Genomic DNA, 11,206 nt, shown 5'->3' with positions numbered 1-11,206 from the left:
ATTTACAATGACTTACATGGAAACAAAGTCAGCAGACCTGACCTGAAATCCCGCAGAAAACCGCCAGACCACACCCACAGAAACCCCCATAAGCAACTTACCCACAGACTCACCCAACATATCCACACCCCAGAACACCCAAAACCCGTGAATCACACCTAACACCGTCAACCTCAGACGGTTTCAGGAGGACCCGAGGCAAAATCCAGAAGTAAGGGGTGATGCGCCGCTCGATGAGGGTACATGGCCGCGCGGGGTAAGTCCGCCGCGCAGATGAGGGTCGGACATATCGAGCCACCTGGATAGACATCCCCCTGCCTATCGGTGCCTGCCGCAGCCCGTTCGTCATATGTGTCTACTATATGCGTCAGATGTGTGAGCCACGCAGCCGGGTCGAAAGGCACAGTCCTTGCAGTCCAGCGGAACACGGACAGCACAATATGCTGTCCCCTCAATATGCGCACGCCGCGCCCCCGGCAGGGGACGCGGCGCTTGGCCCAACGGAATTGGGAGCTCTTTCCAATTCGGGCGGGAGGCCTCTGCGAGGCGGCAGGCATAACCCGCCGACAGCATCCGCCGATTATTGCAGTTGAGCCCAGAACAGCTCGAGATGACGTGAAACGATTTCCTGGAAGCGGCCATCCGCCTTGAGCGCCTTCAGCCCCGCATTGATGCGGTACAGATGGGAGGTGCCACGCCAATGACGTTTCGAGATCACCACATGCAGCCCTTCTTCTGACAGTGGACGCTCCAGCGGGATCACCTGATCGCGCAGCCCTTCGGCAATCAGCGTATTGGCCCCGAGGAACAGGTTCAGCGAGACGGCATCTACATCGTGCGCCATCAGTTTGCGGAAACAGGCCCCAGGATCAGCCGCCTGCACAAGAGTGACCTGACCGCTGCTCAACCACTTGCGGTCGCTGCGTTCCAGATCATGAGTGTAGTAGCCTTCGGGGCGGCAGAGCCTCTTGCCAAGCATGTCGGCGTCGCTGTCGAAGGCAAAAGGTGCATCCGCCCGCACAAATACCATGATCGGAATGGTCATCAGCGGTTCCGAAAAATGAAAGTTCACACACCGCTTGTCGTCAGGCGTCGCCGAACAATCCGGTTTCAGCCAGGGAAAACCCATGTCGAACTGCTTTTCATCCAGCATCGGGAACAGATGCTTTGACCAGTCCTGCTCCCAGGTGATGGAATAGGAGACCGGTGCCGGGGTCAGCTCCAGCGCCGCGTTCACCAGTTCGGTGACCATGCCCTGTCCGGGCAGCGCCTGATCGGTGAAAGGCGCAAAACCGCCACCGGTCAGAAGCTTCATTTCGGCATCATCCTTACGCAGAGGTGTGGCATCGGGTTCTGAGGCCTGCTGCGCGCAAGGGATATGCAGGGTCTTGCCCGGGATGACGCTGGGTCCTGCGAGCACATGCTGGTTGCTGTAATAAATCAGCGTCCAGCGGCTGCGGTCATTATAGTGGGTTTCGGCAATCGAGAAGAGCGTATCGCCGGGCTGAACCCGGTAATCGACGTTGCAGATGGCATGGGCCGCGCCGGGCGCAAGCCCTGTGGCCATCACCAATGCGACCGCCAGTGTTGAAAGATGTCTCAGCATGGCGCCCTCCCTCAGAAGCCGGCCCAGATCCTGGCCATGTGGTCTTCGATGATGGCCTGATACTGACCATTGCCGCGAATATTGCGCAGGCCTGTGTTGATCATCGACAGCATATCGTCAGCTTGCGGGTGGGTTTTGTGAACCACCACATGGATCCCCAGCACGGACAGGGGCAGCGGCAGCACATCGAACTGGTCCAGCAGGTCATTTTCCTTCATCACGCTGCGCCCGGTGAATTCGTTGATCGCGACGGCGTCGGCCTCTCCCCGGGCGACCATCTCGAAGCAGTCGGCCACCTTATGCGGCTGCTTCAGAGTGATTTTCTTGTCTTCCATCCAGCGGCGACCATAGCCATCCAGATCGAAGGTCAGATAACCAGCCGGGCGGCACAGGGTCTTGCCCTCGATATCGGCGTCACTCTCAAAGGTGAAGGGGCGTGACTTATCCACGAACAGCAGCATCAGTGTTTCGAACATCGGGTCCGAGAACAGGAAGTTCACGCAGCGATAGCTCTCCGGCATGGTATCGCAATCCGGGCGGTACCAGGGAAAGCCGAGGTCCAGCAGCGCGTTCGACAGCAGTGGGTCGAAATGGGACGCCCAGTCATCCACCCAGTGGATCGCAAACCCCTGCGCAGGTGCCGCATCGGTCATCGCTGCATTCACCACCTCGGTGATCAACCCGCCGTTATGTGCCGTCTTGGAGGTAAAAGGCGCATAGTCGTCGCCGGTCAGCAGGTTGATCTTGCTGCGCACGGCGGCGGTACCGGGCTTCACCCTGACCGGCGCCGCGACAACGGGCTGTGCATCCGCCACCGCTTTGCCGCCGGGCAATCCGGTGGGCAGCCCGTTCAGGCAGGCCATGGTCAGTTCCATCCCGACGCGGATCGCGTCTGGGCGCGGGCCGATGGCGTCGATATTGCGGCTATGGATTGCGCTCCACATGCCCACATCCTTGTAAAGCCGGTCGGCAATCAGCGACAGGCTATCGCCGGGGCGCACCTTATATGTGCCGCCGCAGGTTTCCGCCGCCACGGGTTTGGCCAGCAGGCCTGCGACGCTACACAGCGCCGCGATCAGGTGTTTTCTCATCTTGTCCCTCTTGGGTTTAACTGGGCGTCCCGCGCCACTGATGGGCGCCGCCTCTTTGTCTCGTGATTTGTTGAAAGCAGGCATCTCTGCAAAGCATCCGTTGCGGCCAATGCAGAAAACCGGGAATCGCGGGCGTCTTGCGCCGGTATTACTGGCCGACGAACAGCGCCAGGATGGTTGCCGTGTCAACGCGCCCATCGGCCCCTATCAAAGCTGCGGGGACCGTGATCGACTGGCTGCGATAGGCATCATTCACCATCTGGTCGATATAGGCGGGCGATTGGCCCTGCCCAACGGCACGCAGTACCATACTATAAAGGGCCGTGTGCGCCTGTGATGCGGCGGGAGCCGGGGCCGCCGGCTGTGCGGCAGTGGCGGTCTGGCTGCCACGGCGCAGCGCCGCCAACGTCCCGGCAGTCATCTGCGCAACCAACGCATCCTCGGCGCTGAGGGGGGCAGCCGTTTCAACTGCTGCTGTCAGCAGCTCTTCGGCGGCGGCACGTTCGGCAGATGTCGCAGTGGGATCAAGCCCGGCCAATGCCTGCGGAGTCAGCAGCTGGGCGACACGCGGCTTGGCAGCCGCAGGCTCTGTCACGTCATCAGATCCGAACTGCAACACGGCGAGGCCAACGGCAAAAAGCGCCAGAACAGCCGCAGCGGCGCCAAGTTTCGCAATCGGGGACATCCCGGTGCCAAGCCCTCTTACCTTTGGCTTTGCCACATGGTTTCCGTGCGTGCCCGGTTTGGCGGTCGAGCTGGCAGCACCGCCTGATCGGGCCTGACCCGTGGCGACCGAGGACACTGCGGCAATATTTGCCGTGTTGCGGGTTTTTCCCGTCTGGGGCGAGCGAAGCGCACTGTTGCTAGAGGTAATCACACCATCAATCCTGACCGTGCGGGCAGACCGATCACCGGCCTCTGCGGCCTCGGAACTTGTTACACTGTCTTTCTTTAAGCTCAACATCGGCTCAAACTACCCCCGGCTGCTCCGAAAATCGCGGTCCAGCCGCGTTTTGTTAACCGATTCTTAACCTTCGAGCGATTCTGCGTCAACATTCTGCGGTAGAATGGTAAACTTACACAGAACTTGCGATGAACCCGCCCATATAGAGAGTAAAGCGCATCGCTTCCGCTACATGCTGCCCCGAGCGATAGGCAGACCTCTGACCGCAGGAAAGGCGTCGGCGCGGAGGTGTTGCGATGATCGCAGCCTCTCAGATATGCAATCATAAGATGAACGCCCCTGCGGCTTGCGCCTGTCGAAAGCAAACCTGAATGGCTAGGTGCGAACTGCCTGCACTCAATATCCGCAACAATAGCTCCTCGGTCAGGGTGGACCTGAGGGTGCAAAGGGCACTCCTGTCAGCGTGAACCGCGCGGCCCGAGCATCCAGCCTGTCAACAGGAAGATGCCCCGCAGTGACCTGCGGGGCATCAAAGTCCGAAGAATGGAACGCGCGTCGAGGGTAAACCCGCCGCGCTATCGGATCTCTACATGCGATCAGAAATCCAGGTTTTCCACGCTGAGCGCGTTTTTCTGGATAAATTCGCGGCGAGGTTCCACGACGTCGCCCATCAGCTTGGTAAAGAGATCATCCGCTTCGACCATATCCTCAACCCGCACCTGCAACAGGGTGCGCGCGTCGGGGTCCAGCGTGGTTTCCCACAGCTGATCCGGGTTCATTTCTCCCAGGCCTTTGTAACGCTGTAGCGCCAGACCTTTTTCACCCTCATCGAGGATCGCCTTCAGCAGACCGAGCGGGCCGTGGATGGCCTGGCTGCGGTCACGCCGCACAAGCGTGGCAGTTGAGCCGTAGATCTCTTGCAGGCTGTTGGTAAAGCTCCCTGTTTTCCGTGCCTCACCAGAGCGCAGCATCGGACCGTCCAGTGTCCTGAGCTCTTCGACGCCGCGCAGGATACGCGACAGGCGAATACCGTTATCCTGAGTGATACGACCACGCCAGCCGCGTTCATATTCCAGCGCAATCAGGTCAAGACGCTGCGCAACCTTGTCGGCGACTCCCTGAAGATCGGCATCAACGGCGCCGGGTACAAAGGCACCGGCGACTGCCGCCTGCTCAAGGATATGGCGCGGATAATGCGTCGGGAAGGCATCCAGAACGCGCTTCAGCTGGCGCGCCTCATCAACCACACGGGCCAGATCCTGACCCACCAGCTCCTCGCCGCTGCCCAGTTTCAGAACCGCGCCGTCGACACCCTGATTGATCAGATATTCATCCAGCGCAGCCTGATCCTTGAGATAGACCTCGGATTTGCCGCGCGACACCTTATAGAGCGGCGGTTGGGCGATATAGAGATACCCGCCCTCGATCAACTCGGGCATCTGACGATAGAAGAAGGTGAGCAGCAGCGTGCGGATGTGGGCGCCGTCAACGTCGGCATCCGTCATGATGACGATCTTGTGGTAACGCAGTTTCTCGATGTTGAATTCATCGCGCCCAATGCCGGTACCAAGCGCCATAACGAGGTTGCCGATTTCCTGACTGCCCAGCATCCGGTCAAACCGTGCGCGTTCGACGTTCAGGATCTTGCCGCGGAGGGGCAGAATTGCCTGTGTCATCCGGTCCCGGCCGGTCTGGGCGGAACCGCCGGCTGAGTCACCCTCGACCAGGAAGACTTCGCTTTTGGCGGGATCTTTCTCTGAGCAGTCCTTGAGCTTGCCTGCCAGATAATTGACATCCATCGCGGTCTTGCGGCGTGTCAGTTCACGGGCCTTTCGGGCAGCCTCCCGCGCGAGGGCGGCTTCGATGATCTTGCCGACGATCTGCTTGGCCTGATTTGGGTTTTCTTCGAACCATTCGGCAAGCTTCTCATTGACGAGGCTTTCAACCACGGGCCGCACTTCTGAGGAGACCAGCTTGTCCTTGGTCTGGCTGGAGAATTTCGGATCCGGCACCTTGACCGACAAGACGCAGGTCAGCCCTTCGCGGGCATCATCGCCGGTAAAGGAGACCTTTTCCTTCTTGGCGATGCCGGAGGATTGCGCATAGTTGTTGATGGTCCGGGTCAAGGCGCCACGGAAACCCGCAACATGGGTCCCACCATCGCGCTGTGGAATGTTGTTGGTAAACGGCAGCACGGTTTCGTGGTAGCTGTCGTTCCACCACATGGCGACCTCGACCCCAATATCATCCCGGTCACCGGTGATATAGATCGGCGCCTCCATAACAGGGGATTTTGACCGATCGAGATATTTGACGAATTCCTTGACGCCCCCCTCATAGAACAGCTCCACTTCCAGCCGTTCGGCCGGACGCTCGTCAATCAGGACGATCCGCACGCCAGAGTTCAGGAAGGCCAGTTCGCGCAGGCGCTTTTCCAGCGTTTCAAAGGAGTATTCCAGGTTGGAGAAGGTATCTGTCGAGGCCAGAAAACGGACCTCGGTCCCGGTCTGATCCCCGCAGTCGCCGACCACCTTAAGATGTTCCGCGGTATCGCCACGCTCAAACCGGGCGACATGCTCCTTGCCGTTGCGCCAGATACGCAGCTCCAGCCAATCGGAGAGCGCATTCACCACAGACACGCCCACACCGTGCAAGCCGCCAGACACCTTGTAGGAGTTGCTGTCAAACTTACCACCGGCATGTAGCTGCGTCATGATGACTTCAGCGGCTGAGACGCCTTCCTCAGCATGAATATCGACCGGGATACCGCGCCCGTTGTCGTGCACCGAAACACTGGAATCGGCGTGAATTTTCACAACCACTCGGTCCGCGTGACCGGCCAGGGCTTCATCGATGCCGTTGTCGACGACCTCATACACCATATGGTGCAACCCAGAGCCATCATCGGTGTCCCCGATATACATGCCGGGACGTTTGCGAACCGCCTCCAACCCTTTGAGAACCTTGATGGAATCCGCGCCATATTCTGCGGGGGCCTGCTCGTTTCCGGACATTCACATCTTCCTGTCTTTGCTTCAGGATTTTATACGAAGTCTGGCCGGGAATGTCACGCGCAAGCCCCTTTTTTTCTTGGTTGAATCAAGCCGCTCTGGCGCCCAGGGACGCAACCTTGCGCAGCCAGGAATTTACGGTCCCCTCAGAAGCGTCCGTGGCCGGGGCAAAGGAAGAGAACCGGGTCGGCTTGATGCCCACAAACCCCAGGATCTGACTGCTGATAATCCGCTTGATGGCATTGCCGTAGATCAGCCGCAGCCATAGAGCGGGCGTATCCGAAGTGAGCAGCACCCGCGCGGTTTTGCCGGTCAACATCGGTGCAGGTACGCCCATGAAGTTGACGTTTCGCGTGTCAAAGGCCCGCCCCGGCAATAGCGCCCGGTCAAAAACGCCCTTCAGCTTTGCCGGAACGGCCCCCCACCACATCGGGGTCGCCATCACAACGTGATCGGCCCATTCGAGATCGGTCAGAAATGCTGCCAGATCCGGCTCCAGAGGTTTCACATTCTGATACCCCGCCTGGCCATAGTCCATGTCGAAGCGCATCGCGGACAAATCGTGATACCGGACCGCGTGCCCCTCTCCCTCAGCTGCGGCCTGATAGGCCTGGCAGAGCGATTGCGACAGTGAGCTGGGCGCCGGGTGGCCATTGAGGATGATGATTTTTCGCGTGGACATGAGAACCTCTGAATCCTAAAACTGACTAAGGTCAATTTATTCAAAAACTGACCGTGGTCAATATATAAAATGACCACGGTCAAATTCTATGAAAGGTCGCCATGTCCCGCCCTCCGCAGCAACGTCGATTGGAAACCCGCGCCCGCCTGTTGGAGGTCGCCGACGCGCAGATCCTCACCGCTGGCTACAGCGGGCTGAGGGTTGAGGATGTCGTGGCTGAGGCCGGCGTTGCAAAGGGCACGCTGTTTTCGCATTTCGGCGACAAGAACGGTCTGCTCGCCGCATTGATCGGCCCGCGCATAATGGCCGTGCTCGACGAAACCGAAGCCCTCCCTACCCCCGACACTCTGGACGCGCTGATTGATCGTCTGTTGCCGGTGGTTCAGTTCGTGGCGCAGGATCGGGTGATTTTCGATCTGCTGCTGCGCTACTCAGGCACCACCGGCACCGAAACCGATGCGGTGATCACCCAGAGTTTCTTCCGCCAGATCTCTTTGTGGTCGGGATGGGTGGCAGAGCTGCAAGCCAGCGGCGCCCTGCGCCAGGATCAGCCCGCAAATGTCCTGGCCGAGGGGATGCAGGCGTTCCTCAACCATGTGCTCGCCCTGTCATTCTGTGCAGCGCATGATACGCCCAGCAGCTTCCGCGAGGATCTGCTGCTATATCTCACACCCTGGCTGGCCCCACAGCAGTGAGCAACGCAGGGCGGAACTGATCAGACAAAGGGAATAAGACAGCCGACACCGATCAGCAGGCAGCCCGACACGATATTGATCCGGCGCAGCGTCGGCGGGGATGTGATGTGCCAGCGCACCCGGTGCACCAGAGCGGCCACACATAGATTCCCCACCAATGGCACCAGGAACGACAGCACCACAATGGCAAGGATATCGAGCCACGTCACAGCGCGCAGGTCAAAGAACCCCGGCAGGACACCCATGTAGAACAGGATCGCCTTTGGGTTGCCCAGAATGACGGCGATGCCGGCGATAAATCCAGCCCAGAGCCCCGGACGGGTCAGGGCGCTGTCGCTTTCGATTCGGGCATCTGCATGTCGCAACAACATACCCCCCATAACCAGAAACATCGCGCTTGCGACCCAACGCAGCAGCTCCATCAGCCCGGCAATCTCAGACACAATCCACGACACGCCCGCCACCGCAACCAGCGGCCACAGAATATCGCCGCAGGCCACGCCCAGGGCCAGCGGCCAGACCGCCTGGAACCCGCCCGACATGGCCCGTGCAATCACTGCCAGCCAAACCGGACCCGGCGTCAGGAACAGAACGAATAGCCCACCCGCATAAAGCATCAAATCCCAGACAGAGATGCTCATCCCGCCACCACCTCGGAGCCCATGGCGCCCTCCTCTACGGTAAGCATCTGCGCCTTCCCCTCAAATTCTTCAAACAATTCAGGGCCGGTGCCAGTCATCCAGGCCTGCGCCCCGAGCAGGACAATTTCCTGATAGAGCGCCGCGCGGCGTCCCACATCCAGATGCGCCGAAACCTCATCCAGCAGCAGGATAGGAGGCGCGCCGCCTTCCGCAATGAGCGCGCGTGCGTTGGCGAGGATCAGCGATACCAGCAACGCCTTCTGCTCGCCCGTCGAACATTCGCGCGCGGGCAGCGCCTTCGCCTCATAGGTGCCCAGCAGATCGGTGCGATGAGGTCCGAGCAAGGTCCGCCCCGCTGCCAGATCACGGAACCGCCCTTCCTCAAACGCCTCGCGCAGATCCGACGCATTGTCCGGCAAACCGCCGTCGGACTGGATCAACTCCAGTTCCGCCGCAGGAAAAGCCGTCTCTGCAGCCTGTTGCGCCATACGTAGCCGATCGACCGCCGCGGTGCGCGCTGCATGTATGCGATGCCCGCTCTCAGCCATCTGCGTTTCCAGAACCCGGTACCAGGCGGGGTCGCGGATCTGTTCCTTCAGCAAGCGGTTGCGTTCACGCATCGCCTTTTCATAGAGCAGCGTCGCCTCGGCGTGGCCGGGATCAAAGCTGAGCACGATCCGGTCCAGAAACCGGCGGCGCCCTTCGGCGGCCTCGATCCACAACCGGTCCATCGCAGGAATCAGCCAGACCACCCGGCAGATCTGGCCGAGGTCAATCTGGCTTGCGGATTTGTTGTCGATCTTGACCTGTCGCGCCTTCCCGCCCTCGGACCAGGTCTCGACCTCGTAGCTCCGGCGCGCAACGGTCAGCTGCCCTTTCAGCTTCCATCCCAGCTCCTCCGGCCGCCGCGCCATATCGGCGGCACTGGCCCGCCGCAGGCCCCGTCCCGGCGAAAACAGCGAAACAGCCTCAAGAATATTGGTCTTACCGGCACCATTGGCGCCATGGATGGCAACCGGGCGCCCGTCCAAATGCAAATCCGCCCGCAGATGCGAGCGGAAGTGCGACAGTGTCAGCTCAGTCAGCGCCAGCATGGGGCGGGATCCGATGTCATCTTTCCAAAAATACTCAAATCGCCCGTTGCGGCGGGCGGCTCAGCCGCCAGGAGAGCAGGCCGTGCCATCGGCCACGTCAAACACGCATCGGCATCACGACATAAACGGCGCTTTCGTCGCTGCCTTCGCGCATCAGGGTCGGATCGCCGGAGGAGTTGAACATGAACACCGCATTTTCACGATCAACCTGATTGGCGATCTCCAGCAGGTATTTGGCGTTGAACCCGATTTCCAGCCGTTCATCGCGATAGGCCACGGCCAGTTCTTCCTCGGCAGCGCCGCTGTCCGGTGCGTTGACGGACAGGATCAGCCGATCCTCATCCAGTTGCAGCTTCACCGCACGCGACCGCTCGGAGGAAACCGTGGCAACCCGGTCAACAGCGCGGGCAAACTCCGCCGCGTCCACTTCCAGACGGCGCGTATTGCCTGCCGGAATGACGCGTGTGTAATCGGGGAAGGTTCCGTCGATCACCTTTGATGTCAGGGTAATGCTGGGCGTGGCAAACCGGACCTTGGTCTCGGACACCGAAACCGCGATATCCATTTCGTCGTCATCCAGCAGCTTGCGCAGCTCGCCCACCGTCTTGCGCGGTACGATCACGCCGGGCATATCCTCTGCCCCCATCGGCAGATTGGCGTCGATACGCGCCAGGCGGTGGCCATCGGTAGCCACACAGCGCAGCGCCTTGCCGCCTTCAACCCCATCCGCCACATGCATATAGACGCCGTTCAGATAATAGCGGGTTTCCTCGGTGGAGATGGCGAATTTCGACTTGTCGAACAGCCGACGCAACACTGCGGCGTTGGCCGTGAAATTGGAATGATATTCCGAAGAAGCCATGACCGGGAAATCTTCACGCGGCAGCGTCGCCAGCGAGAAATTTGATCGGCCTGCCTCAACCGTGAGACGGCCGCTTGCGGCATCGGCTGTGAGTGTGACCAGAGCGCCATCCGGCAGTTTGCGCACAATTTCATGCAGCGTGGTGGCGGCCACGGTGGTGGCGCCTGCCCGCTCGACCTGGGCCGGGGCCTTGTCGACCACCTCGATATCCAGATCGGTGGCACGGAACTGAACGATGTCCCCTTCCGCTTCAATCAGCACATTTGCCAGGATCGGAATGGTATTGCGACGCTCAACCACAGACTGGGCCTGAGCCACAGCTTTCAACAGGGTGCCGCGTTCGATGCTGATCTTCATGTCCCTAAGTCCTCTAACGTCTGGCCGGGAGAAGCAACGTAACGCTTTACCCCTTCGGCACAAGGCTTTTTATGGATTTGTCCAAGGGATTGCCCGCAGCGTCAAGGGCGGATGACCCCGGGCTCGATTTATCCCCGATAAACGTGGCGCTCTGGCATGGTTTGCCGGCTTCACCCGCCGCCGCGCGCGCCCAGCTGTCCTGACCCGGAGGGCAAAAGACCCCGGACGGGCCGGGGTCATTGCGGGACTATTGGGTTTACCGC

General features: G+C 60.2%; 9 protein-coding genes. 1 reads left to right on the top strand and 8 read right to left on the bottom strand.

What is annotated here, in order from left to right:
- Positions 1-580 precede the first annotated feature (580 nt).
- From VWZ85_RS04900 to VWZ85_RS04880, 5 genes are all read right to left on the bottom strand, one after another.
- Positions 581-1,606, bottom strand: a complete 1,026-nt coding sequence (locus tag VWZ85_RS04900; RefSeq protein ID WP_416587277.1) for a transporter substrate-binding domain-containing protein — start codon at positions 1,604-1,606, stop codon at positions 581-583.
- Positions 1,607-1,617: 11 nt separating this feature from the next.
- The gene (locus tag VWZ85_RS04895) at positions 1,618-2,697 is read right to left on the bottom strand and encodes a peptidoglycan-binding protein LysM (RefSeq protein ID WP_416587276.1); all 1,080 of its coding nucleotides are present in this window, start codon (positions 2,695-2,697) and stop codon (positions 1,618-1,620) included.
- Positions 2,698-2,845: 148 nt separating this feature from the next.
- Complete coding sequence (locus VWZ85_RS04890) at positions 2,846-3,574, bottom strand: hypothetical protein (protein WP_416595428.1); 729 nt, start codon at positions 3,572-3,574, stop codon at positions 2,846-2,848.
- 623 nt (positions 3,575-4,197) lie between these two features.
- Entirely contained in the window at positions 4,198-6,615 is a 2,418-nt protein-coding gene (gyrB, locus tag VWZ85_RS04885) for a DNA topoisomerase (ATP-hydrolyzing) subunit B (protein WP_340547239.1), read from the bottom strand.
- Between the two features lie 85 nt (positions 6,616-6,700).
- Positions 6,701-7,294, bottom strand: coding sequence for an NAD(P)H-dependent oxidoreductase (locus VWZ85_RS04880; protein ID WP_416542751.1), 594 nt, complete (start codon positions 7,292-7,294; stop codon positions 6,701-6,703).
- 101 nt (positions 7,295-7,395) lie between these two features.
- Between VWZ85_RS04880 and VWZ85_RS04875 the strand changes: the two genes are divergently transcribed.
- The gene (locus tag VWZ85_RS04875; RefSeq protein ID WP_340547237.1) at positions 7,396-7,989 is read left to right on the top strand and encodes a TetR/AcrR family transcriptional regulator; all 594 of its coding nucleotides are present in this window, start codon (positions 7,396-7,398) and stop codon (positions 7,987-7,989) included.
- Between the two features lie 20 nt (positions 7,990-8,009).
- Here the strand turns inward: VWZ85_RS04875 and VWZ85_RS04870 are convergent, their stop codons facing one another.
- The 3 genes from VWZ85_RS04870 to dnaN form a co-directional block, all read right to left on the bottom strand.
- Positions 8,010-8,630 carry a LysE family translocator gene (locus tag VWZ85_RS04870; protein WP_340547236.1) on the bottom strand — a complete coding sequence of 207 codons (621 nt, stop codon included), beginning with the start codon at positions 8,628-8,630 and terminating at the stop codon, positions 8,010-8,012.
- Positions 8,627-9,724, bottom strand: coding sequence for a DNA replication/repair protein RecF (gene recF / locus VWZ85_RS04865; RefSeq protein ID WP_416587274.1), 1,098 nt, complete (start codon positions 9,722-9,724; stop codon positions 8,627-8,629). The genes VWZ85_RS04870 and recF overlap by 4 nt, the downstream gene beginning before the upstream one ends.
- 97 nt (positions 9,725-9,821) lie before the next feature.
- Positions 9,822-10,943: a DNA polymerase III subunit beta gene (dnaN, locus tag VWZ85_RS04860; protein WP_340547234.1), complete on the bottom strand. Its 1,122-nt coding sequence runs from the start codon at positions 10,941-10,943 to the stop codon at positions 9,822-9,824.
- Between the last annotated feature and the right edge of the window lie 263 nt (positions 10,944-11,206).

The sequence above is a fragment of the Phaeobacter sp. JH20_29 genome (assembly GCF_048056175.1).
GTDB classification, from domain to species: domain Bacteria; phylum Pseudomonadota; class Alphaproteobacteria; order Rhodobacterales; family Rhodobacteraceae; genus Phaeobacter; species Phaeobacter bryozoorum.
This window is presented reverse-complemented; position numbering and strand designations above follow the sequence as displayed.

Coding starts and splice junctions, on each gene's coding strand:
- VWZ85_RS04900 (WP_416587277.1), bottom strand. CDS start 1,606: ATGCTGAGACATCTTTCAACACTGGCGGTCGCATTGGTGATGGCCACA.
- VWZ85_RS04895 (WP_416587276.1), bottom strand. CDS start 2,697: ATGAGAAAACACCTGATCGCGGCGCTGTGTAGCGTCGCAGGCCTGCTG.
- gyrB (WP_340547239.1), bottom strand. CDS start 6,615: ATGTCCGGAAACGAGCAGGCCCCCGCAGAATATGGCGCGGATTCCATC.
- VWZ85_RS04880 (WP_416542751.1), bottom strand. CDS start 7,294: ATGTCCACGCGAAAAATCATCATCCTCAATGGCCACCCGGCGCCCAGC.
- VWZ85_RS04875 (WP_340547237.1), top strand. CDS start 7,396: ATGTCCCGCCCTCCGCAGCAACGTCGATTGGAAACCCGCGCCCGCCTG.
- VWZ85_RS04870 (WP_340547236.1), bottom strand. CDS start 8,630: ATGAGCATCTCTGTCTGGGATTTGATGCTTTATGCGGGTGGGCTATTC.
- recF (WP_416587274.1), bottom strand. CDS start 9,724: ATGCTGGCGCTGACTGAGCTGACACTGTCGCACTTCCGCTCGCATCTG.
- dnaN (WP_340547234.1), bottom strand. CDS start 10,943: ATGAAGATCAGCATCGAACGCGGCACCCTGTTGAAAGCTGTGGCTCAG.